Genomic DNA, 24,518 nt, shown 5'->3' on the forward strand with positions numbered 1-24,518 from the left:
CCCTTCCCCTTTATCTCTACTACCCCTCGATCCTGCGCTCTCCTTCCTGGTTGTCGCTGCGGATCTTGCCCTCTTCGAGCAGGAAATCGATAAAGGCGCGGACCTTGGTCGGCAGGAACTTGCGGCTCGGGTAGACCACGCTGATATCGCGCTTGGGCAACTGGTACTGCGGCAGGATGTGCGTCAGCCGCCCCGCCTCGATATTGGGGCGTGCCAGGTAGGACGACAGCATCGCCACGCCCATGTCGGCCAGCGCCGCCTGGTGCGCCAACTCGGCATTGCTGCACAGCAGGCCCGGGCGGATCGGCACCGTCACCTCGCCCTCCGGGCCCGACAGCGTCCATTCATGCTCAGCGGTGGGGATGCGCATCGCGATGCAGCGGTGGTTGGTCAGCTCGTGCGCGTGGCGCAGCGGCGGGTGCTGGCGCAGGTAGCCTGGCGAGGCGCACAGGATGATCTCGGCAGAGATCAGCGGGCGTGCCACCAGGTGCGAACCCAGCCCCAGGTCCGACAGCACCACGCCCACGTCGCGGCCCTCTTCCACGATATCGACGATACGGTCCGATAGCAGCACGTCGAACACCACTTCCGGGTACAGGGCCTGGAAGCGCGCCAGCGTGTCCGGCAGCAAGTGCAGCCCGAACATCACCGGCGTGACCAGCCGCAGCGTGCCGGAGAGCGACTGGCTGCGCGCCGTCACCACGGCCTCGGCCTCCTCCACGTCCTCCAGGATCTGCTGGCAACGCTGCAGGTAGGTCTCCCCGGCGTCGGTCAGCGACAGGCTGCGGGTGGTGCGGTTGAGCAACCGCGTGCCAAGGTGGCTCTCCAGGTCGGCCACATAGCGCGTGACTACCGCATTGGACATTTCCAATTGTTGCGCCGCACGAGCAAAGCTGCCCAGTTCGACCACTTTGGAAAAGACGCGCATCGATTGCAGCCGGTCCATGACATAGTCTCCAGTCTTGCCCGCGAATTTTTACGGAAAGTGGGTTATTTATTGTTGAAACTACAACTAATCATTGTCGCGGGCAATATTTATTCATATCAGGGAAATGCCTAATATGACGTCATCGGATGCCGCATTGCAGCGAAGGCTGCTGAGAAGACTAGGTGTCCTGCCTGTGGAAAGGATTCAATCATGAAAAGCCAACGTTTCGCCCTGATCGCCGCTGCCGCCACGCTCGCAGCCACCCTGACCGCCGCCCCCGCCTTTGCCAAGGCCGGCAAGTTCGACCCGTACACCGATGGCGCCCGCGCCACCCAGACCTCGGTCTACAGCAACGGCGGCAAGGCTGGCAAGTTCGACAGCTTCACCGACGGCGCCCGTGCCGGCAAGTTCGACGCGTTCACGGATGGCGCCCGCGTTGGCAAGTTCGACCCGTACACCGACGGCGCCAAGGCCAGCAAGTTCGACGTATTCAGCGACGGCGCCGCCACCCTGTAATTCAGGCGCCCTGTCGGCGGGAACCGCGTCTTTTGGCGGTTCCACCCCTTTCGGCTGATCTCCACAGGCCGACGGGGAGGGTGCGAAAGCGCCTTCTCCGTACTAACTGGAGGACACGCCCGTACCACGCCGGTACGGGCGTGTTTGTTTTAGGGCACCGCTTTTGTTGCGCACGCTTACGACCGTCGAGTGATGCATGATACCCCCGGCGAGGTTCTCCGGCTGCGTCGCCGCATCAATCAAGGCATAAAAAAACGGGCCAGTCATGGCCCGTTCTTGTTGCCGGCATCGCAGGCCGGCTGCCGGCGGGCGGGGGATGATCCCCGCCTGCGCCAGGCAGATCAGTCGTCGTGATGGTGGTGGCCACGGCCGTGCTTGCGCTTGTAGCCGCTGCGGTAGTAGCGGTCATCGCGGTAGCCGCGGCCGCGTTCTTCCGCGTAGGAGTTGCTGCGCGAGACGTTGCCGCCCAGCGCCGCGCCTGCACCGCCGCCAACCGCTGCCCCCAACAGGCCGCCGGTGCGCCCGCCCATGGCGTTGCCCGCTGCCGTGCCTGCGCCGCCGCCCAGCGCGCCGCCGATGATGGCGCCAGTGCGCTCGCGGCGGTTGGACGTGACCGCGCCGCCTGCGCCGCCGCCAACCGCGCCGCCGATCACCGCACCGGTCGAGCCGCCGAGCGCGCCACCGACCGCCGCGCCGGCGACACCGCCGAGTGCGCCGCCGAGGGCATTATTCATATCGCCCGCAAACACCGGCAGCGCGGATGCCGCCAGGGCGATGGCCAGGGTGAAACTGCGAACGGGATGCCGAGACATGTTCTTCTTCCTTGGGTTGAGCAACTGTGACGCAAGTGTAGAGATGTAGCCGCGAGCTTGCTGTAACCACGTGTAAGGCCCTGTAACCGCTGCAGAAACCAAAAACGGGCCGCCAGAATTGGCGGCCCGTTCTTTAACGGCGTGAAGCGCGGAGTTACTAAGAGGTTAGGACTGTTGTGCGGCTACGCGCACTCGCATTCTTCCCTGAGCGATCCGCGTGCCTCGTGCAGATCAACAACATTTTCCCTGCCCCCCGCCGTAGCGGGCCTCCTGCCGCTCGCGAAAGAACGCCTCGTAGGTCATGGGCTCGCGGTCGGGGTGGGTGGCCTCCATGTGCGCCACATAGGTCTGGTAATCCGGCAAACCCACCATCAGGCGCAGGGATTGGCCCAGGTAGCGTCCCATGGTTCCAAGTTGCTCAAGCATGCTGGATCTCCTGTTTCCAAATCCAAATCCAAATCCAAATCCAAATCCAAATCCAAACCCGATATCGGGGCAGCGCTGGCCGGTGGCCAGCGCACGCGCTCAATGCTGCGCCGAAGCCGAAGCCGGCATCGGTTCGAACGGTGTCTCGCGGTCGGTCGGCCGGTTTTCCGCACGGGCCTTCATCGCGATCTTGAAACCGTAGAACACGATCGACAGCACCACGAACATGAACAGCGCGCATAGCCCGGCATCCAGGTAGTCGTTGAAGACGATGCGGTGCATCTGCTCCATCGACTTGGCCGGGGCCAGCACCTTGCCCTGGGCGATGGCGTCGCTGAACTTGGCCGCGTGGGTCAGGAAGCTGACCTTGGGATCGGCGTCGAACAGCTTTTGCCAGCCGGCGGTCAGCGTGCAGATTAGCAGCCAGATGGTGGGCACCAGGGTGACCCAGGCGTACTGCCCGCGTTTCATCTTGACCAGCACGCAGGTACCGAGCACCAGCGCCACCGCGGCCAGCATCTGGTTGGAGATGCCGAACAGCGGCCACAGCGTGTTGATGCCGCCAAGCGGGTCAACCACGCCCTGGTACAGGAAGTAGCCCCAGAACGATACGGTCAGCGCGGTGGCGATCAGGTTGGCCGGCAGCGAGTCGGTGCGGCGGAACGAGGGCACGAAGCTGCCCAGCAGGTCCTGCAGCATGAAGCGCCCGGCGCGGGTGCCCGCGTCCACCGCGGTCAGGATGAACAGCGCCTCGAACAGGATGGCGAAGTGGTACCAGAAGGCCATCATGGCCTGGCCGCCCACCACCTGGTGCAGGATGTGGGCAATCCCCACCGCCAGCGTCGGAGCACCGCCGGCGCGCGAGATGATGGAGTTCTCGCCAACGTCCTTGGCGGTCTGGATCAGCACATCCGGCGTGATCACGAAGCCCCAGCCCGAAACCACCTGGGCCACCGATTCCGGCGAGGTGCCGATCACGGCTGCCGGGCTGTTCATGGCGAAGTACACGCCCGGCTCGATCACCGAGGCCGCGACCAGCGCCATGATGGCGACGAACGATTCGGCCAGCATCGCGCCGTAGCCGATAAAGCGCATATGCGCTTCGCTCTCAAGCAGCTTGGGCGTGGTGCCCGAGGAGATCAGCGCGTGGAAGCCCGACACCGCGCCGCAGGCGATGGTGATGAAGAGGAACGGGAACAGGTTGCCCGACCACACCGGGCCGCCGCCCTTGGCGAACTGGGTGAACGCCGGCATCTTCAACTCCGGCGCCACGATCAGGATGCCGATGGCCAGCGCGATGATGGTGCCGATCTTCAGGAAAGTGGAGAGATAGTCGCGTGGGGCCAGCAGCAGCCACACCGGCAGCACGGCAGCGATAAAGCCGTAGATGATCAGCATCCACGTCAGCGCCTTGCCGTCGTAGGTAAACAGCGGCGCGAGCACGGCGCTCTCATGCACGTACTGGCCACCGATGATGGCCAGCATCAGCAGCACGAAGCCGATCACCGACACCTCGCCGATGCGGCCCGGGCGGATGTAGCGCGTGTAGATGCCCATGAAGAGGGCGATAGGAATCGTCACCCCCACCGTGAACGTGCCCCAAGGCGAGCCCGCCAGCGCCTTCACCACGATCAGCGCCAGCACCGCCAGGATGATGATCATGATCATGAAGCAGCCGAACAACGCGATCATGCCTGGCACCGTGCCCATCTCGGACTTGATCAGGTCGCCCAGCGAGCGGCCGTCGCGGCGCGTGGAGATGAACAGCACCATGAAGTCCTGCACTGCCCCGGCAAACACCACGCCCGCCAGGATCCACAGCATGCCGGGCATATAGCCCATCTGCGCGGCCAGCACAGGACCCACCAGCGGGCCGGCGCCGGCAATGGCGGCGAAGTGGTGGCCGAACAGCACGGCCTTGTTGGTCGGCACGTAGTCCAGCCCGTCGTTATGCCGCCAGGCCGGCGTCATGCGCTTGGGGTCGAGCTGCATCACCTTCTCGGCGATGAACTTGCTGTAGTAGCGGTAGGCGATCAGATAGATACAGATCGCTGCGACCACGATCCACAAGGCACTGACGGCTTCGCCGCGAGACAGTGCAACGGTGGCAAAGGCGAAGGCGCCAAGGATGGCGACGGCCAGCCACACCAGGTGTTGCCCGATGCGATTCATGATGAGGGTCTCCTCAGACCATTTTTAGGAATGCCGGCGGCGGCAGGTGCCGGAAGCAAGGGGGGCACCTGGGCGGCGTCCCCTGGTGGCGGCGGGCGGAGGGGTGGGTGGCGGGATGGTCCCAGCCATGTCTCCGTCGACGCCCGGTATGTCTCGCAAGATCCGGATCTGGTCGTCGCAGGCGGGCGATGCAAACAGCATTGACGCTAGCCGCACCCACTGCGCAGGACGCATGCATGACGCCGCTTGAGCGGCGCGCGCGCGTCCGGCGTGTAGTATTGACACCCGTCCCTGGCGGCACAAGCGCGGAACTACGCAGCGATGCTGCGTGTTACTACGTAGATCGACGCTCGCATGCCGCTTGCGCGTCATCCGTGTTTACCCCGGTCCCGATGAAACTCCGTCAGAAAATCCTATTATTGGCCGTCGCGCCGCTCGCCGTGGCCATGTTCGGCATCGCGCTGGCCGTGCGTTACCAGGCCACCCAGCTGGCAAGCCACGAGCGCGCCCTGGTCGAGGCGGCCTACCTGCAGAGCAAGGAAGTCGAGCTGCGTCACTACGTAGAACTGGCACAAAGCGCGATCGCGCCGATGGTGCGCTCGGGCCACAACGATGCGGCCACCCGTGACGCCGCCATGCAGGCCTTGGCGCGCCTGGACTACGGCCCCGACGGCTACTTCTTCCTCTATGACCTGCAAGGCCGCAATCTGATGCACCCGCGCCAGCCCGAGCTGGTCGGACAGGATTTGTGGAGCCTGCGGGACCCGCAGGGCGCGCTCACCATCCAGAAGCTGATCGCCGCGGCCCGTTCCGGCGGCGGGTCGGTGCGCTATATGTGGAAAAAGCCCTCCTCGCGGCAACTGGCCCCCAAGCTGGGTTACGTGGTCGCCGTGCCGGAGTGGAACTGGATGCTGGGCACCGGCATCTATCTCGACGACGTGGAGCGCACCCTGCGCCAGCTCGATGCGCGGGCGGAGACCGATATCCGCGAAACCATGGCGTGGATCGGCGTGATTGCCGCGATCAGCATCCTGCTGGTGGCCGCCAGCGGACTGGCGCTCAATGTGAGCGAGCACCGCGAGGCCGACGCCAAGCTGCGGCAGCTGGCCCAGCGCGTGGTGCAGTCGCAGGAAGAGGAGCGCGCGCGGCTGTCGCGCGAGCTGCACGATGGCATCAGTCAGCTGCTGGTGTCGGTCAAGCTGCTGCTGGAGACGGCCGCCAACCGCCTGCGCATGGCCCCGGACCAGGGCCAGTCGGTTGCGCCCGTGCTCGGCACGGCGCTGGTCCGCCTGGATACGGTCTTCAACGAGGTGCGCCGGGTGGCGCGCAACCTGCGCCCCGCTCTGCTTGACGACCTTGGCCTGTTCGCCGCGCTGGAGCACCTGGCACGCGAGATGCAGGAAGGCAGCGGGCTGCAGATTTCCGTGTCGCACACGGGCAAGCCGCGCGAACTTGCCGACGAGCAGGCCACAGCCCTCTATCGCATCGCCCAGGAGGCCCTGACCAATGTGGAGCGGCATGCGCATGCGCGCCATGTCACGCTGGTGCTGGCGTTCGATGCCAACGCTACCCGGCTGACCGTGCAGGATGACGGCGCCGGCTTCGACGTAGCGCGCATGCAGCTCGATCCGAAGCGCGGCATCGGCCTGCGCAACCTGCGCGAGCGCATTGCCGCGCTGGGCGGCGAGTTCGATATCGTCTCCGGGCCGGGCTCGACCCGGCTGAGCGCCGCGGTGCCGGTGGTGCCGGCACAGTCGGCCGCACGCTACCACCCGGATGCGCCGGATTCGCCAGATTTACGAGGAAACCCCCACTCATGACCCCCGCCCCCGCCCGCGTCCTGTTGATCGACGACCATGCGCTGGTGCGCGACGGCATGCGCATGCGCCTTGCCCTGCAGCCCGAGCTTGCGGTGGTGGGCGAAGCCGACGACGGCGAGGCCGCGCTGGCCTGGCTGGCGCGGGCCAGCGCCGAGCACATGCCTGAGCTGGTCATCACCGATATCGGCATGCGAGGCATGGGCGGCATCGCGCTGGCCGGCGCGCTGCATGAGGACTATCCGGAGCTGGCCGTGCTGATCGTGTCGATGCACGACAACCTCGAATACGTGCGCCAGGCGATCCGCGCCGGCGCGCGCGGCTATGTGCTCAAGGATGCGCCCGCCGACGAGCTGATGGCTGCCATTGCCGCGGTGCTGGCCGGCCGCGTCTTCTACAGCGCCCGCATTGCCCGCAGCATGGCCGAGCAAACCCCGGCCGCCGGGCCGCTCGATGCGCTCACCCCGCGCGAGCGCGACATCTTCAACTGCATCGGCCGCGGCCAGTCCAACAAGGACATTGCCGCCGCGCTGGGCGTGTCGGTGCGCACCATCGAGACCCACCGGCTCAACCTGCGGCGCAAGCTGGGCATCGAAGGCCGCGCGGAGCTGGTGAAATTCGCCGTGGAGCAAGGGAGCACGGAGGGCGGCCCGGCCGGGTCCCAATGAAAAAAGCCCACCCCCGTTGACGGAGTGGGCTTTGTGGGCTTTGGAGATGGCTGAGAAAGCCGGATCCGCGTTGCCGCGTTCCCCTTTGCCGCGCGCGGAAGAGGGCGGGCGCTCGTCATGCCTGCGTGCTGGAAAACACCGCGGGCTTCGCTTCAAGTGGCCCCTAGCTAAGCCACCCCTCTCCCCGGCCCTCTCCCCCTGAGGGGAGAGGGAGAGACAGCCGTCGTCGTGGCGCTGGCTTTGGCCTGTTCCAGGGCTTCGGCTGGTGTGCCTGTTATTTAGGCAGCAAGACGCTTGGCCAGCGCGGCCTTGGCATCCACCAGGGCTTGCGGCAGGTTGTGCTTGAGTTGCGTGAACAGCTCCTCATGCAGCGCCAGTTCCTGTTGCCAGGCGGCGTGGTCGATCGAGGTGACCTGCTCGAACTGCTGCTTGGTGAAGTCCAGGCCTTCCCAGTTCAGGTCCTCGAAGCTGGGCGAGGTGCCGAACACGTGGTCGGTGCCCTTGCCACGGCCTTCGACGCGGTCGATCATCCACGACAGCACGCGCATGTTCTCGCCAAAGCCCGGCCACACGAAGTTGCCGGCCTCATCCTTGCGGAACCAGTTGACGCAGTAGATGCCCGGCAGTTTGGCGCCGGACGCTTCCAGCTTCTTGCCCAGCGCCAGCCAGTGGCCGAAGTAGTCGCTCATGTTGTAACCGCAGAACGGCAGCATGGCGAACGGGTCGCGGCGCACCACGCCTTGCTGGCCAGCAGCCGCGGCGGTGGTTTCCGAGCCCATGGTGGCGGCCATGTAGACGCCTTCGGTCCAGTTGCGCGCCTCGGTCACCAGCGGCACGGTGGTGGAGCGGCGGCCGCCGAAGATGAACGCATCGATGGCGACGCCAGCGGGGTTGTCCCAGTTATCGTCGATCGACGGGCACTGCACGGCCGGGGCGGTGAAGCGGGCGTTGGGGTGGGCAGCCTTGGCGCCGGTTTCCTTGGCGATGGCCGGGGTCCAGTCCTTGCCTTGCCAGTCGATCAGGTGCGCCGGGGCTTCCTTGCTCATGCCTTCCCACCACACGTCGCCGTCATCGGTCAGCGCCACGTTGGTGAAGATGACGTTTTCCTTCAGGGTAGCCATCGCGTTGAAGTTGGTCTTCTCGCTGGTGCCCGGGGCCACGCCGAAGTAGCCGGCTTCCGGGTTGATGGCGTACAGGCGGCCGTCCTGGCCCGGCTTGATCCAGGCGATGTCGTCGCCGATGGTGGTGACCTTCCAGCCTTCGAAGCCCTTGGGCGGGATCAGCATGGCGAAGTTGGTCTTGCCGCAGGCCGACGGGAACGCGGCGGCCACGTGGTACTTCTTGCCTTCCGGCGAGGTCACGCCCAGGATCAGCATGTGCTCGGCCAGCCAGCCCTCGTCGCGGCCCATGGTCGAGGCGATGCGCAGCGCGAAGCACTTCTTGCCCAGCAGGGCGTTGCCGCCGTAGCCCGAGCCGTACGACCAGATTTCGCGCGTTTCCGGGAAATGCACGATGTACTTGGTCGGGTTGCACGGCCAGGCCACGTCTTTCTCGCCGGCAGCCAGCGGCTTGCCCACGGTGTGCACGCACGGCACGAACTCGCCATCGGTGCCCAGCACGTCGAACACGGCGCGGCCCATGCGGGTCATGATGCGCATATTGACGGCAACGTACGGCGAATCCGACAGTTCCACGCCGATGTGGGCGATCGGCGAGCCCAGCGGGCCCATCGAGAACGGCACCACGTACAGCGTGCGGCCGCGCATGCAGCCATCGAACAGGCCGGACAGCGTCTGGCGCATCTCAGCCGGGGCGGTCCAGTTGTTGGTGGCGCCGGCGTCTTCCTTGTTCTGCGAGCAGATGAAGGTGCGGTCTTCCACGCGTGCCACGTCGGATGGGTCGGACAGCGCCAGGAACGAGTTCTTGCGCTTGGCCGGGTTCAGGCGCTTCATGGTGCCGGCGGCGACCATCTGCTCGCACAGGCGGTCGTACTCTTCCTGCGAGCCGTCGCACCAATAGATACTGTCGGGTTTGGCGAGGGCCGCGAACTCGGCCACCCAGGCGACCAGCTTCTGGTGCTTGACCCAGGCTGGTACGTTGAGTGCGGGCGTGCCCTGCATGGTGGGGTGGTTCATACTGCTACTCCAAAGCGTAAAGGAAATCTTGCAAAGCCAGGCCGGTTGCCGCGGCCGGGAGACGGCTGGCAGCGGCCCCATGACCTGGGCAGACCGCGGCAATTCGCCACTGGTTCCGCACCGGGCCGCGTAGGGCGGCTCTGACCAGGATCGTCACATCCCGTTACAACTGCACAGCGACCGGAACTGCGCAAAAGGTCGCGACAGGCCCCGCGGCTGCGCTACAGTTGCGCTTCGCCTTTGGCAGGGCCGGGCAGGCTTTGTCCGGCGCGGCCCGGGTGACGGGAGCATGGCTCGACCGACAATCTGGGGCGGCACCGGAACCGGCAAGGATACCACCGCCGCACGCCGCTGTTTTTTGCTCCGCAGCAATGTTTGTGCGCGATTCCGGGCCATGCCGTATTGTCTCGTCTGCCCGTCCGTCGGCTCACTTTCGTGTCGAGTGGGATTGTTCCCGCCGCGTGCGGCATTCGGTGCGGTGTCGGGCGGCAGATGCTAAAACTATAACGTTGATGGGTGCGCCTCAATGTGGGTGTGCGCACCTTGCGATAGCCAAAATAGAGTTTCCGATGAAGATTGCCGTACTCGACGACTATCAGGATGCCGTTCGCAAGCTGTCGTGCTTCAGCCTGCTCGATAGCCATGACGTCAAGGTGTTCAACAACACCGTCAAGGGCGTTGGCCAGCTGGCGGCACGCCTGTCTGACGTGGAAGCCGTGGTGCTTATCCGCGAACGGTCGCGCATCACCCGGCAACTGCTGGAAAAACTCCCCAAGCTCAAGATCATCAGCCAGACCGGGCGCGTTGGCGGCCATGTGGATGTCGAGGCCTGTACGGAGCGCGGCGTGGCGGTGCTGGAAGGCGCCGGCTCGCCCGTGGCCCCGGCCGAACTCACCTGGGCCTTGATCATGGCGGCCCAGCGCCGCATTCCCCAGTACGTGGCCAGCCTCAAGCACGGCGCCTGGCAGCAGTCCGGGCTCAAGTCCACCACCATGCCGCCCAACTTCGGCCTGGGCCAGGTGCTGCGCGGGCAGACGCTCGGGATCTGGGGCTACGGCAAGATCGGCAAGCTGCTGGCGGGCTACGGCCGCGCCTTTGGCATGAATGTGCTGGTATGGGGACGCGAGAACTCGCAGAACGCCGCGCGCGAGGACGGCCTGGCCGTGGCCGAGTCGCAGGAGCAATTGTTTACCGACAGCGATGTGCTGTCGCTGCACCTGCGCCTGAATGACGAGACCCGCGGGGTGGTCAAGCTGGCCGATTTCTCCCGCATGAAGCCCACCGCGCTGTTCGTCAACACCAGCCGCGCCGAGCTGGTCGAGGAAAACGCCCTGCTGGCCGCGCTCAACCGCGGACGCCCCGGCATGGCGGCGGTCGATGTGTTCGAGTCCGAGCCCATCCTGCAGGGCCACGCCCTGCTGCGCATGGAAAACTGCATCTGCACGCCGCACTTGGGCTATGTCGAACGCGAAAGCTATGAGATGTACTTCCGCATCGCCTTCCAGAACATTCTCGATGTGCTGAGCGGCAAGCATGACAGCATCGCCAATCCCAAGGCGCTGACCCCGGCGCTGTCGCGCTAAGCGCTGGCCCGCAGGCACCCACCCACCGGCACCCTCGCCGGCGAGTGCGCTACGCTCAACGCGAACCGGGCAAAACCGCTACACTCGGACTTCCCGCGCGGCCTCTGGCCGCGTTTTTCGTCCTCCCCCCTTCTCCGCCCTCGTCGCCATGGATCCCAGGCTCGTGATGCTGTGCCTTGGCAATTTTGTCATCGGTACCGGCGCGATGATCGTCACCGGCATGCTCAACGACATTGCCGGCGATTTCCAGCTCGGGGCAGGCACCGCAGGCCAGTTGATCTCCGTGTTCGCGCTGGCGACCTGCGTCGGCGCGCCCTTGTTCGCCACGCTCGGCTCGCGCATCGATCGCCGGCTGCTGCTGGCGGGCTCATTGCTGGTCTATGCCGCGATGCACCTGGCCGCGGCTTTTGCGCCGAGCTTTGCCAGCCTGATGGCGATCCGCTTCCTGACCGCGATCGGCGCGGCCATCTTCACCCCGCAGGCCGCCGCCACCCTGCCGTTGCTGGTCAACGCGCAGACGCGCGGGCGCGCCATCAGCTTTGTCTTCCTGGGCTGGAGCGTGGCCAGCGTGGTGGGCGTGCCAATGGGGACGTGGATCGCCAGCACGCTGGGCTGGCGTTTCAGCATGGGGCTGGTGGGTTTGCTGGCGCTGGGCGCGTCGGTGGGCGTGTGGCAGGCCTTGCCGGCGCGGCTGTATGTGGAACCGGTAGGCCGCGCGGCCTGGGGCGCGGTGCTGCGGCACACGCCGATGGTGCTGGTGGTGGCCACCACCATGATCCAGTCGGCCGGGATGTTCACGCTGTTTACTTATATTGCCCCGCTGCTGCGCGACGTGCATGGCATCAGCGGCGGCACGCTCAGCCTGATGTTCCTGGCTTACGGCGCCTGCGGCGTCAGCGGCAATGTGCTGGCGGCGTCGCGCATGGACCGTGCCACGCCCGCGCGCATCGTTCAGGCCGCCATGCTGACCTCGCTGGCGGCCATGCTGCTGTGGCCGCTGGCGACACTGGGGCCGGTGGCGCTGGTGCTGATCTTCATGCTGTGGGGTGTCGGCGGCTTTGCCACCAACAGCGCGCAGCAGGCGCGGCTGGTCGCGCTGGCGCCGGAGCGCGCGGCGGTATCGATCTCGCTCAACTCGTCTTCCATCTACCTCGGCCAGGCCCTGGGCGCGATGGGCGGCGCGGCGATCTACGGGACCGCTGGCGCCGATTCCCTGCACTGGGGGGCAGCGGGGCTGATGCTGCTGGCGCTGGTGGTGTCGCAGCGGGCGCGGGTGCTGGGGCAGCGCTGGTGCCTGCGCGAGACGGCGCGGCAGCAGGCCTGAGCCAACCGGCTCATCGCCCCACTGGACCGAGCAGACAAAGCACACAAAGCCGCCAGCCGTGCGGCGCCGCACACGCGGCGGCCGCTTGATACCTCTGTTTGGAAAATCCCGGCGCTAAGATAAAGGGCACAGGATCAAGGAGACGGCATGAGCACATCCAACGGCATGCGCCTCATCGCCATCAGCGTCGGCAAGGCGGTCCCGCTCGTCGTGGCGGCGGTGGGCACCGAGGCGGTGGTGATGTCCGGCATCCGCAAGCATCCGCTCAGCACCTTGCTGCACCCGCTGCCGGTGGCGGTGCGCCCGCTGGGGCTGGCGGGCGACGAGCAGGCCGACCTGAGCGTGCATGGCGGCCTGGACAAGGCGGTCTACGCCTACCCGGCCGAACACTACGCCTGGTGGAACGCGCGCCGCCGGGAAGCACGGCTGCCCGAGGCCGAGAAGCCGCTCGTGCCCGGCGCCATGGGCGAAAACCTGACCCTGGAGGGCGTGCTCGAGACCGATCTGTGGGTGGGCGATCTGCTGCGCATTGGCGACGTCGTGCTCCGGGTGGAGTCGCCGCGCCAGCCCTGCTACAAGTTCAACGCCGTGATGGGCTACCGCCATGCGATCAAGCATATGGTGCAAAGCGGCTATTCCGGCATTTACCTGAGCGTGGTCACCCCCGGCGAGCTCCAGGCCGGCACCGCGGTGATCATCGAGCCGGGACCGCGCGAGGTGTCGATAGAAAGCATCAACACCCGGCAACGCAATGGCCGCCTGAAGCTGCTTTTCTGATAATGTTTGGCTCTCGATACAAGCAGGCATCTATTCGCGCTGTAATAGTTTGTAATGGCGTGGATTGCGCGGGCACTGGCCTTCAACGCCCCTGATCCTGTACTACTAGCGGTTTTCCGCAGCGCGGCACCGGTTTCCCAGAAGACCGGGCCACCGGGGAGCGGGCGCATTTTGCGCGCACTGTAAGAGAGTCCTCACATGAAAACGAATGGGATCGACCAGGCCAAGGGCTTCGTCGACGCTAAGTGGAGTCCTTCCACGGGTACCGGCAAGGGTGTGTCGCCCTGGTGGCTCGGTGCGGTCTTGATCGCGCTGGCTGCTGGCGGATGGTTCGGCTGGCGTGCCTGGACGGCGCCCAAGCCGGCGGCCAAGGCGCCGCCCGTGGTGGTGGTGACCACTGCGGTGGTGCAGCAGGGCGACGTGCCGCTGCGGGTGACGGCCAACGGCACGGTGAGCGCGCTCGCCACGGTGGAGATCCGCCCGCAAGTGTCCAGCACCGTGCGCACCGTGCATATCAAGGAAGGCCAGACCGTCAAGCCGGGCGACCTGCTCTTCACGCTCGACACCCGCATGGACGAGGCCAACCTTGCCAAGGCCCAGGCCCAGCTGATGCGCGACCAGGCCGACCTCTCCGATGCCCGCCGCACGCTGGTGCGCAGCAATGAGTTGCTGCAGCGCAACTTCATCTCCAAGAGCGCGGTGGATACGGCCCAGGCCAAGGTCGACGGCTTCGAGGCCACCCTGCGCGCCGACCAGGCCGCCATCGAAGCCAGCCGCGTGGCGGTCAGCTACGGCGCCATCCGCGCCACCATCGGCGGGCGCACCGGCGTGATCAATATGTTCCCCGGTTCGCTGGTGATGCCCAACAGCGCCCTGCCGATGGTCACCATTGCCCAGGTGCAGCCGATTGCCGTCACCTTCACCCTGCCCGAGCGCCAGCTCGCCGCGCTGCGCGAGGCACTGCACGCCGGCCCTGTCGCCGTGACCGCGTTGCCCAACGACGGCAGCAAGACCCCCGTGACCGGCAAGATCAGCTTTGTGGACAACACGGTGGACCCGCAGTACGGCAGCATCCGCATCAAGGCGCAGTTCGACAACGACGAGCAGCGCTTGTGGCCGGGGACGTATGCCAACGTGGACGCCGTGGTGCAGACCCTGAAGAACGCGCTGTCGGTGCCGCCGCAGGCGGTGGTGACGGGGCCGGAGGGCCGCTTTGTCTACGCTGTGCAGGCGGACAACCGCGTCAAGCCGATGCCGGTGAAGGTGCAGGTCTCGACTGCTAGCGCCGCCGTGATCGACGGCGTGCCGCCCGGCACGCGCGTCGTGGTGGAAGGCGCGCAGAACCTGCGCGCCGGCAGCATGGTGCGGGAAGCGACGCCCGCGGCCAAGGCCGGTGCGGCAAGCGCTGCCGCCGCCGATGCCAACGCCAATGCCAAGCATTGAGCCCAGGGCACTGACACCATGACCCTGTCCGAGCTTTGTATCCGCCGCCCGGTGATGACGATCCTGCTGTGCCTGGCAGTCATCGTCACCGGCATTGCGCTCTACCCCACCATCCCGATCGCGGCGCTGCCGTCGTTCAACTCGCCGGTGATCCAGGTCACGGCCACCTTGCCCGGGGCCAGCCCCGAGACCATGGCGGCCTCGGTGGCGACCCAGCTGGAAAAGCAGTTCGCCACCATTCCCGGCGTGTCGGTGATCAGCTCATCGAACACGCTCGGCAACTCCAGCATCACCATCGAGTTCAACAACGACCGCGACATCGACGCCGCGGCCGTGGACGTGCAGGCGGCGCTGTTCCGCGCGCAGCGCGCGCTGCCGATCGAAATGACGGTGCCGCCGTCGTACCGCAAGGTCAACCCGGCCGATGCGCCGGTGCTGCTGCTGGCGATCAACTCGCCGGCCATGAGCCTGGCCGAGCTCAACGCCTTCGGCGACAACCTGATCTCGCCCAGCCTGGCCACCTTGCCGGGCGTGGCGCAGGTGCAGGTGTTCGGGCAAAAGCGCTTTGCCGTGCGCGTGCGCGCCCACCCGGACGCGCTTGCCGCGCGCGGCCTCACGCTGGATGAGCTGGCCACGGCGCTTAACCGCGCCAACGCCAACACGCCGGTGGGCACGCTGGACGGCGCGCGCCAGACGCTCACCATCCAGGCCAACCGCCAGCTTGCCAGCGCAGACGCGTTCCGCAACATCATCGTGGCCAGCCAGCCCAGCGGCGCGCTGGTACGGCTGTCTGACGTGGCCGATGTGGAAGACAGCGTCGAGACCATCAAGACCGGCAGCTGGCTTAACAACGAGCGCTCGATCGTGCTGGCCGTGCTGCGCCAGCCCGATGCCAATACGGTGGCGGTGGTGGACGCCATCAAGAACGCGCTGCCGCGCCTGATCCAGCAGATGCCGGATTCGGTCAACGTGGCCGTGGTCAACGACCGCTCGCAGTCGATCCGCGAATCCATCCACGATGTGCAGTTCACGCTGGCCCTGACCGTCGGGCTGGTGGTGATGGTGATTTTCCTGTTCCTGCGCCGCGCCGCCGCCACGCTGATTCCCACCGTGTCGCTGCCGATCTCGCTGATCGGCACGGTGGCGCTGATGAAGGCCTTCGGCTACAGCCTGGACAATGTGTCGCTGCTGGCCATCACGCTCGCCGTGGGTCTGGTGGTGGACGATGCCATCGTGATGCTGGAAAACATCGTGCGCCATATCGAGGAGGGTGTGCCGCCGCTCAAGGCCGCGCTGGTCGGCTCGCGCGAGATGGGTTTCACCATCCTCTCGATCTCGATCTCGCTGGTGGCGGTGTTCATCCCCATCTTCTTCATGCCGGGCGTGATCGGCTTGCTGTTCCACGAGTTCGCGGCGGTGGTGTCGCTGGCCATCCTGGTGTCCGCGCTGGTGTCGCTCACGCTGATCCCGATGTTATGCGCGCGTTTCCTGTCGGCCGAGAACGTGCCGATCGACGAGTCGCAACATGCCTATGGCGACCACGCGGATGCCGGCCATGCACCGGCCATCGTGCAGAAGCAGACCATCGGGCTGCGCTCCACCCAGTGGTTCGAGAACCTGTTCGAATTCACGCTCCACCGCTATGCGCGCGGGCTTGACTGGTGCCTGGCGCACCGCAAGTCGGTGCTGGCGGTGGCCGGCCTGACCTTCGTGCTGACCGCGGTGCTGTTCGTGATGATCCCCAAGGGCTTCTTCCCGGAAGAAGACATCGGGCAGATCCAGGTCAATGCCGAAGGCCCGCAAGACATTTCCTTCGACGCCATGGCCGAGCGCCTGCGCGATGCGGCCGAGCGCATGCGCAAGAACCCGGCGGTGCGCAGCATCGTGATCTCGATCGGTGGCGGGCCCTCCCCCGCCATCAACACGGGCCGCATGTTCGTCGAGCTCAAGCCGCTGGGCGAGCGCCCCAAGATGGCCAAGGTGGTGGAGTCCCTGCGCAAGGACGTGTCGGGCATCGCCGGCCTGGCGGTCTACTTCTCGCCGGTGCAGAACCTGCGCCTGGGCGGGCGCCAGAGCAAGAGCCGCTACCAGTACACGCTGCAAAGCGTGAAGGCCGGCCAGCTGCAGGAGTACTCCGACAAGCTGATGGGCAAGATGCGCGCCGATCCGCTGTTCCGCGATGTCACCAGCGATTCGCAGCAGTCGGGCCTGGAAGCGCAGTTGTCGATTGACCGCGACAAGGCCAACGCGCTGGGCGTGCAGATCCAGGACGTGCGCCAGGCGCTGTACTCCGCCTTTGGCGAGCGCCAGGTCTCCACCATCTACACGCCGATCGACAACTACTACGTGATCCTGCAGGCGGCCGACATCGACCGCGCCGACGAGACCGCGTTTTCCAAGATCTACGTGCGCAGCAAGACCGGGCAGATGGTGCCGATCTCCGCTTTCGCCACCACCGAGCGCCGGGTCGGGCCGATTGCCGTGAACCACCAGGGCCAGCTGCCCTCGGTGACGGTGTCGTTCAACCTTGCGCCGGGCGCGGCGCTGGGCGCGGCCTCGGCCAAGATCGATGCCTACAAGCAAGAGATCGCCATGCCCACCTCGATCTTCACGAGCTGGGGCGGCGACGCGGCGGTGTTCCAGTCGTCCCAGGCTACGCAGGTGCTGCTGCTGGTGGCGGCGCTTGCGGTGATCTACACGCTGCTGGGCGTGCTGTACGAGAGCTACATCCATCCGCTGACCATCCTGGCCGGGCTGCCGTCGGCTGCCGTCGGCGCGCTGCTGACGCTCTTCCTCTTCAACGTGGAGCTGTCGCTGATCGCCACCATCGGCGTGCTGATGCTGATCGGGATCGTCAAGAAGAACGCCATCATGATGATCGACTTCGCGCTGGCCGCGCAGCGCGAGCAGGGCATGGCCCCGGCGCGCGCGATCCGGCAGGCCTGCCTGCTGCGCTTCCGCCCGATCATGATGACGACCTTCGCCGCCGTGATGGGCGCGCTGCCGCTGGCGCTCGGCCTGGGCGCGGGCGCCGAGCTGCGCCAGCCGCTGGGCCTGGCGGTGGTGGGCGGCCTGCTGTTCTCGCAGGTGATCACGCTGTTCATCACCCCGGTGATCTACCTGGCGCTCGATCGGTTCTCGGGCACCGGCCCGCTGCAGATCGACGAAGAAGGCAATCGTCTGCCGGCCCTGGTGGGCGGGGAAGCTGCGCACTGAGCGTGCTGCCGTAGCAAATTGCGACGCCTCGGGGCGGTGCCGGATCGGTCGGCACCGCCCTTTTTGTTTCGACATCGTTTCGGCATCGTTGCGGCATCGCCACTAATTGCAGCGCTTCGTGCGCAGGGGCATGAATTGTGATGACTCATGCTTTACAAATAGTTACTTATTGATAATACTTCGCATTCTCAATAACGCGTGACCGGGTTCACCGAGCCACGCCTGACCACGCGAGCGAGCCACAGTTTTCGCACTAGCCAGCCAGCGTTTCGCTTTCTTTGGGGAAATTCCATGAAACGCCGCTGTCTGGCGCGCTTGCGCGCCTCCGTCCGAGTCACGCCTGTCGCTGCCGTGTGCGCTGCCCTTGGCGGTCCCGTCCTGGCTGCCGATCCAGCCGCCGATCTGGCCGCCGATCCGGCCCGCCACTTAAGCGAGGTGGTGGTCACCGCCACTCGCACCGAGGAGCGAGCCGACGCCGTTGCCTCCACCATCACCGCCATCGATGCCAGCCGGATCGAACGTGCCCAGCCCGTTGACGAGGCCGCCCTGTTCGCCGATGAGCCCGATATCGACGTGCCCCGCGACCGTCGCCGCTTTGGCGCCGGCAGCATCAATATCCGCGGCATCGAAGACAACCGGGTGCTGCTGATGGTCGACGGCGTGCGCCTGCCCGACTTCTACAACGGCGGCGGGCCCTCCAACCTGTCCAGCGCCACGCGCGACGCGCCCGAGTTCTCCTTCCTCAAGCGGATCGAGGTGCTGCGCGGGCCGGCTTCCAGCCTGTACGGCTCGGACGCCATCGGCGGCGTGGTGTCGTACGTCACCAAGGATCCCGAGGACATCATGCGCGGGCGCGCGGTGGGCGGCGAAGCCGGCCTGTCGTGGAACGGCATCGACCGCAGCTTCGGCCAGACCGCGGGCGTGGCCGGCGGCAACGAGACCATCAAGGGCTTGTTCATGTACGCGCACCGCAAGGGGCACGAAGTGCAGAGCATGGGTGGCAACGACACCACCTCGACTGGCCGTACCAAGGCCAATCCGCAGAACAGCGAAACCAACGCGTGGCTCGGCAAGATCGTGCTCGACCCCGCCGCGGGCCATCGCTTCAAGCTGACTTACGAGCATCGCGACAACGACACCTTTACCGATATCCGCCGGCTGTCCACCGCGCTGCCGCGCGTGACCTCCGCCAGCGGCACCGAGGACCTGTCGCGCAACCGCGTCAGCCTGGACTACGAATGGAAGCCGGCCAGCCGTGTCATCGATCGCCTGAGCGCGGCGGTGTTCTACCAGGAGAGCGAGTCCAACACCGTGACCAACCAGGTGCGCAGCCGCACCAGCTCGGGTTGCTCGGGCTCCACGGCTGGCAGCAGCCTGTGCGACGTCAACCTCCTGTTTGGCTTTCGCCAGCAGCAGACCGGCTTCAACGTGCAGGCCGACAAGTCGTTCAACACCGGCGTTGTTGGCCACCGCCTGATCACCGGCGTGGATTTCCTGCGTACCCAGACCAGCGAGATGCGCGACGGCACCACCTACAACCGCACCACCGGCGTGGTGTCCAAATCGCTGGCCGGGGACAATTTCCCGATCCACGATTTCCCCAAGGGCGAAACGCGCCAGACCGGCATCTTCGTGCAGGATGAACTGCAGTTCGCCGGCGGCCGCTTCACGCTCACGCCCGGCCTGCGCTTTGACCACTACTCGCTCGGCCCGGATGACGACAAGCTGTACAACAGCGTGGCTTCCAGGCCCGCCATCAGCAAGAGCGATTCGGCACTGTCGCCCAAGCTCTCCGCGCTGTGGCAAGCCACCGACCGCATCAACCTGTGGGCCCAGTACGTATTCGGATACCGCGCGCCCAACTACCAGGAGATCAACGGCAGCTTCCGCAACACCATCCAGAGTTACGGCGCCGCGCCCAATGGCGACCTGAACCCGGAGAAGAGCCGCTCGTTCGAAATCGGCGCGCGCTATACGGATGAGCGCGTGCAGACCAGCGTCGCGGTGTTCGACAACCGCTACAAGGACTTCATCGAGCAAGTCGCGCTGCGCTGCCCGTCGGACCCCGCTTGCCTTGCCGGGCTGCGCGCGACGTACCAGTACCGCAACCAGAGCAGCGTGCGCATCTACGGCGCCGAGTGGCGCGGCAGCTACCGCTTCCTGCCGCAATGGCGCGTGGACAGCGCTGTGGCCTACGCGCACGGCAACAACGAGCAGACCGGCCAGCCCCTCAACAGCGTCTCGCCGCTGCGCGCCAGCGCCGCGCTGACGTGGGAGCGCGGCAGCAGCAGCCAGGGCCAGGGCGCCAGCGTGCGCTGGCGCGGCGCGCGCGCCGTGACGCGCACCGACGACACTTCCTTCGCCTACTTCAAGCCGGGCGGCTATGGCGTGGCCGACATCCAGGGCTGGTGGCGCTTTAACCGCTACGCCAGCCTGGTGCTGTCGGTGAATAACGTGTTCGACAAGAAGTACTGGCTGTGGGGCGATGTGCGCCAAGGCAGCGTGGCCGCCAGCGAGCCGGGCCTGGATTTCTATACGCAGCCAGGACGGACCTTTGCCGCCAGCGTGAAGCTGTCGTTCTGAGCGGAGGCGAATCGACCCGACATGTCCCCACAAGATAAAACCCGGATGCGGTTTCTCCGCGCCCTGTGCCTGCTGTGGATAACCTGGCTGGTGCTCGGCATGCAGCCAGCGTCGGCCGCGCCGCGCATCGCGGTGCTGACCACCTCGCCGGTGCCCGCCGGCAAGTTCGAGCCGCTGCAGGCCATGGCGCGCGCGCACGGCATGACGCTGGACGCGCGCTACCTGGAGCGCATGAACGCGCAGGATATCGCGCCGTTTATCGACGGCGCCGGCCTGCTGATCGTGGACGCGCCGCGCGACCATATCGTCACCGAGATGCTGGCCAAGCTCGGCCCGCTTTGGACCAATGCGCGCGTGCCGCGCCTGCTGATTGCCACTGACCGCTTCGATGCGCATGGCATCGACAATGCGCTCGGCGCGCGGCTGCAGGCGTACTACGTCAACGGCGGCCGCGCCAACTTCGACGCGATGATGCGCACGCTGGCGGCGCAGCAGTTCAAGCTGCACGCGGACAACGCCATTCCCGCGCCGGTCGTTTTCCCCAAGGCCGCTTACTACCATCCGCGGCTTGCCAGCGTGGTCACCGCCTCGCCGGACGACGCGCTCAAGGTGTCAGGCCACGCCGGCGAACCGGTGATCGGTGTCGCCATACACCAGGCCTACGTGTCGGGTCTGGACAGCGCCTTCATCGACGACCTGATCACGCGCATCGAAGCGCGCGGCGCGCGTGCGCTGGTGTTCTACAGCGGCGTGATGGACGCGGACGGCGTGCTGCGCATGGCAGCACCCGGCGGCAGGCGCATCATCGACGTGCTCATCAACGGCCAGATCATGCTCAACGCGGCAGGCCGCAAGGCGGAGTTCGAAACGCTCGGCATCCCGGTGCTGCAGGTCATGCCCTATCGCAAGGGCGACGCACAGGACTGGGAGCGCGACCCGCACGGCATCAGCCTCACCGACACGCCCTTCTACCTCGTGCAGCCCGAGCTGGCCGGTGTGAGCGATCCCATGCTGGCCGCCGCCACTTCGCGCGAGGACGGCAGCATCGTCAGCCTGCCGGCGCAGCTCGATGCCGTGGCCGACAAGGCGCTGGCGCTCACGCGCCTGCAGCGCACACCGAATGCCGACAAGCGCGTGGCGATCCTGTTCTACAACTATCCGGCGGGCGAGAAGAATCTGTCGGCATCGTTCCTCAACCTGCCGCGCAGCCTGTCGTCCACGCTGGCTGCGCTGCATGCCGCGGGCTACCGCACCGAGGCCGCCGGCGAACTCGCGCTGCAGCGCGATCTTGGCGCGCTGCTAGCGCCTTTCTACCGCGAAGGCCAGCTCGGCGCGCTGCTCGATGCGGACCGCGCCGCGTGGATGCCGATGGCGCAATACCGCCGCTGGTACGATGCGCAACCCGCCGCGTTCCGCGCCGAGGTCAGCGCGCGCTGGGGCGAACCCGAAGCCTCGTCGATGGCGATCAGGCGCGACGGCGTGGCCGGCTTCGCCATCCCGCGCCTGCAGCTCGGCAACGTGGCGCTGATGCCGGTACCGCCACGCGGCGAGCGCGCAGACGCCGCCGAGAAAGCGCTCTATCACTCCACCAAGACGCCGCTCAACCATTTCTACATGGCGGCCTACCTGTGGGCGCGCGAAGGGCGCGAGGCGCTGGTGCACTACGGCACCCACGGCACGCAGGAATGGACGCCGGGCAAGGAGCGCGGCCTGTCCGTGACCGACCAGCCCTACATGGTGCTCGGCAGCGTGCCGGTGATCTATCCCTACATCGTCGATGACGTGGGCGAGGCGCTGCAGGCCAAGCGCCGTGGCCGCGCCACCATCGTCAGCCACCAGACGCCGCCGTTCAAGCCGGCGGGCCTGCACACCGATCTGTCGGCGCTGCACGACCAGTTGCACAACTACCTGCAGCAGGACGACGGCGCAGTGAAGGACACGCTGCGCGAGGACATCCTCAAGCGCAGCGCGCGCATGCACCTGCTCGACGACATGGGCTGGCCGCAGGCCCGCGCGAGCGCGCAGTTTGCCCAATACCTCGATGCGCTGCACACGCATCTGCACGAGCTCGCCGGTGCATTGCAGCCCTACGGCCTGCACACGTTCGGCCAGTCGCAGGATCCCGGGCTGCGGCTGTACACGGTGATGGCCATGCTCGGGCAACCGTGGCTCAAGCGCGTGTTTCCCGATGAGCCGGAAGAACTGTTCGCGCTCGACTACAAGCAGCTCGCGCAGTCGGCGCCGTACGCCATGCTGCGCAACTACGTGATCGACGGTGCGCCGCTGGCCAGCCTTGCCGACGCCGTACAGCGCGAAGACATGCAGCGCGCCCGCACGCTGTACGCCAGCCTGGACGCCGCGCCGGAGAGCGAATCCATCCTCACCGCGCTGGCCGGGGGCTACGTGCTGGCCGGCACCGGCGGCGACCCGGTGCGCAATCCCGACGCGCTGCCGACCGGGCGCAACCTGTATGGCTTCGATCCCTCGAAGGTACCTAGCCGCGAAGCGTGGCAGGCCGGCCAGGCCGCGGCTGAGAGCATGATTGCCGACTGGCGCAAGCGCCACGGCAAATGGCCCGCCAAGCTGGCCTTCTCGCTGTGGAGCGTGGAGACCATGCGCCATCAGGGCATGCTCGAAGCGCAGGCGATGGCCGCCATGGGCATCCGCCCGAAGTGGGACAGCGGCGGCCGCGTGGCCGGGGTGGAAGCGATTCCCGCCGCCGAGCTCGGGCGGCCGCGCGTGGACGTGGTGCTGTCCGCCACCGGCCTCTATCGCGATCACTTCCCCAACCTGATCAAGTGGCTGGCCGAAGCGGTCAAGCTTGCCGCCGCGCAGCCCGAGTCCGACAACGCCGTTGCCGCCAGCACGCGCGCGGTCAGCGCGCGGCTGGCGCAGCTCAAGGCCGCGGACATGACCCCGGAGCGCATCGAGTCGCTGGCGCTCACGCGCATCTTCGCCAGCGAGAGCGGCAACTATGGCACGGGACTGAACGACGCTACGCTGGCCAGCGACAGCTTCGGCAGCGGCAAGGAAGCCGACGCCAAGCTGGCCAACCTTTATCTCGCGCGCATGCAATACGGCTATGGGCCCGACGAGAGGACGTGGGGCGAGAAACTGCCACAACTGAATCTCTACGCGGAGAACCTCAAGGGCGTGGAAGGCGCGCTGCTGGCGCGCAGCTCCAACCTGTACGGCATGCTGACCACCGATGATCCCTTCCAGTATCTCGGTGGCATCGGCCTGGCCGTGCGCCACCTGACGGGCAAGGCGCCGGAGCTGCTGATCGCCAACCTGCGCGATGCCAACAACGCGCGCACGCAGACGGCGGCATCGTTTCTCGCCACCGAGCTGCGCACGCGCTACTTCCATCCCGGCTGGATCGAAGGCATGAAGGCCGAGGGCTATAGCGGCGCGCTCAATGTGCTCGATACCGTCAACAACTTCTGGGGCTGGACCGCGGTCGCACCGGAGATCGTGCGCGACGACCAGTGGACCGAGTTCGCCGAGGTCTACGTCAAGGACAAGCACAAGCTCGGCCTGGACGCGTGGTTCGAGAAGAACGCGCCACAGGCCCAGGCACAGGTAATCGAGCGCATGCTGGAAGCCGCGCGCAAGGGCTACTGGCGGGCCGATCCCGAGATGCTCAAGACGCTGGCCGACAGGTGGCAGGCGCTGTCGCAGCGGCACGATATCCGCAGCGACAACCGCAGCTTCAATCGCTACGTGCAGCAGCAGGCCACGGCGTCCGGCGCCGCAGGCTATGGCACGCAGGATCGCGCGGCACCGCCCGCCGGCGCACCGGCGGCAGCCGCCCCGCAGGCGGCGCCGCGTCCCGCTCAGCAGCAAGCGCAGCCCAAGCCGCAACCACAGCCGCAGCCCGAGCCGCAGCCCGAGCCGCAGCCCCAGCCCCAGCCCAAGGCGCAGCCGCAAACGGTGCCGGTGCAAGGCATGCAACTGGTCGAGAAAACGCCGCCCACGGCGGCTCTCGTGCCCGTGCTGTCGTGGCTTGCCGCCGGCATCGCACTGGCCGGCGCCATGCTGGGCGGCGGCCTCAGCGCGCGCCGCCGCGCTGGCGCTGCGCCCTTCGTCCAAAAACAATCCGAAACCCGCTAAGGCAT

Annotated in this window: 15 protein-coding genes; 10 read left to right on the forward strand and 5 right to left on the reverse strand. The window is 66.8% G+C overall.

The features are described 5' to 3' along the window. Positions 1-19: 19 nt before the first annotated feature. On the reverse strand, positions 20-946 hold the full coding sequence (locus ACX12D_RS19515; protein WP_441640446.1) for a LysR family transcriptional regulator: 927 nt from the start codon (positions 944-946) through the stop codon (positions 20-22). 192 nt (positions 947-1,138) lie between these two features. Here ACX12D_RS19515 and ACX12D_RS19520 point away from each other — a divergent pair, with 192 nt between their 5' ends. Then, positions 1,139-1,444 carry a hypothetical protein gene (locus ACX12D_RS19520; protein ID WP_459372358.1) on the forward strand — a complete coding sequence of 102 codons (306 nt, stop codon included), beginning with the start codon at positions 1,139-1,141 and terminating at the stop codon, positions 1,442-1,444. A 341-nt stretch (positions 1,445-1,785) separates the two neighbouring features. Here the strand turns inward: ACX12D_RS19520 and ACX12D_RS19525 are convergent, their stop codons facing one another. The 3 genes from ACX12D_RS19525 to ACX12D_RS19535 form a co-directional block, all read right to left on the reverse strand. Beyond that, complete coding sequence (locus ACX12D_RS19525) at positions 1,786-2,256, reverse strand: hypothetical protein (RefSeq protein WP_459372359.1); 471 nt, start codon at positions 2,254-2,256, stop codon at positions 1,786-1,788. A 231-nt stretch (positions 2,257-2,487) separates the two neighbouring features. Beyond that, positions 2,488-2,682, reverse strand: a complete 195-nt coding sequence (locus ACX12D_RS19530; protein WP_006162283.1) for a YbdD/YjiX family protein — start codon at positions 2,680-2,682, stop codon at positions 2,488-2,490. A gap of 99 nt (positions 2,683-2,781) precedes the next feature. After that, positions 2,782-4,854 carry a carbon starvation CstA family protein gene (locus ACX12D_RS19535; RefSeq protein ID WP_459372360.1) on the reverse strand — a complete coding sequence of 691 codons (2,073 nt, stop codon included), beginning with the start codon at positions 4,852-4,854 and terminating at the stop codon, positions 2,782-2,784. A 392-nt stretch (positions 4,855-5,246) separates the two neighbouring features. Between ACX12D_RS19535 and ACX12D_RS19540 the strand changes: the two genes are divergently transcribed. Continuing rightward, positions 5,247-6,674, forward strand: coding sequence for a cache domain-containing protein (locus tag ACX12D_RS19540; protein WP_459372361.1), 1,428 nt, complete (start codon positions 5,247-5,249; stop codon positions 6,672-6,674). After that, a complete protein-coding gene (locus ACX12D_RS19545) occupies positions 6,671-7,339 on the forward strand; it encodes a response regulator (RefSeq protein WP_459372362.1) in 669 nt (222 codons plus the stop codon). The genes ACX12D_RS19540 and ACX12D_RS19545 overlap by 4 nt, the downstream gene beginning before the upstream one ends. 278 nt (positions 7,340-7,617) lie before the next feature. On the opposite strand, the gene ACX12D_RS19550 is transcribed toward ACX12D_RS19545, so the two are convergent. Continuing rightward, entirely contained in the window at positions 7,618-9,474 is a 1,857-nt protein-coding gene (locus ACX12D_RS19550) for a phosphoenolpyruvate carboxykinase (GTP) (RefSeq protein ID WP_459372363.1), read from the reverse strand. Between the two features lie 569 nt (positions 9,475-10,043). Here ACX12D_RS19550 and ACX12D_RS19555 point away from each other — a divergent pair. From ACX12D_RS19555 to cobN, 7 genes are all read left to right on the forward strand, one after another. Beyond that, complete coding sequence (locus ACX12D_RS19555; RefSeq protein WP_459372364.1) at positions 10,044-11,057, forward strand: D-2-hydroxyacid dehydrogenase family protein; 1,014 nt, start codon at positions 10,044-10,046, stop codon at positions 11,055-11,057. 148 nt (positions 11,058-11,205) lie between these two features. Next, positions 11,206-12,381, forward strand: a complete 1,176-nt coding sequence (locus ACX12D_RS19560; protein ID WP_459372365.1) for an MFS transporter — start codon at positions 11,206-11,208, stop codon at positions 12,379-12,381. A 147-nt stretch (positions 12,382-12,528) separates the two neighbouring features. Further along, on the forward strand, positions 12,529-13,158 hold the full coding sequence (locus tag ACX12D_RS19565; protein ID WP_459372366.1) for an MOSC domain-containing protein: 630 nt from the start codon (positions 12,529-12,531) through the stop codon (positions 13,156-13,158). 198 nt (positions 13,159-13,356) lie between these two features. Then, positions 13,357-14,601: an efflux RND transporter periplasmic adaptor subunit gene (locus tag ACX12D_RS19570; protein WP_459372367.1), complete on the forward strand. Its 1,245-nt coding sequence runs from the start codon at positions 13,357-13,359 to the stop codon at positions 14,599-14,601. 18 nt (positions 14,602-14,619) lie between these two features. After that, the gene (locus tag ACX12D_RS19575) at positions 14,620-17,817 is read left to right on the forward strand and encodes an efflux RND transporter permease subunit (protein ID WP_441640456.1); all 3,198 of its coding nucleotides are present in this window, start codon (positions 14,620-14,622) and stop codon (positions 17,815-17,817) included. Positions 17,818-18,108: 291 nt separating this feature from the next. Continuing rightward, on the forward strand, positions 18,109-20,400 hold the full coding sequence (locus ACX12D_RS19580; RefSeq protein ID WP_459372368.1) for a TonB-dependent hemoglobin/transferrin/lactoferrin family receptor: 2,292 nt from the start codon (positions 18,109-18,111) through the stop codon (positions 20,398-20,400). A gap of 45 nt (positions 20,401-20,445) precedes the next feature. Further along, the gene (cobN, locus tag ACX12D_RS19585) at positions 20,446-24,513 is read left to right on the forward strand and encodes a cobaltochelatase subunit CobN (RefSeq protein WP_459372369.1); all 4,068 of its coding nucleotides are present in this window, start codon (positions 20,446-20,448) and stop codon (positions 24,511-24,513) included. The last annotated feature ends 5 nt before the right edge of the window (positions 24,514-24,518 follow it).

This window comes from Cupriavidus sp. PET2-C1 (assembly GCF_054515855.1).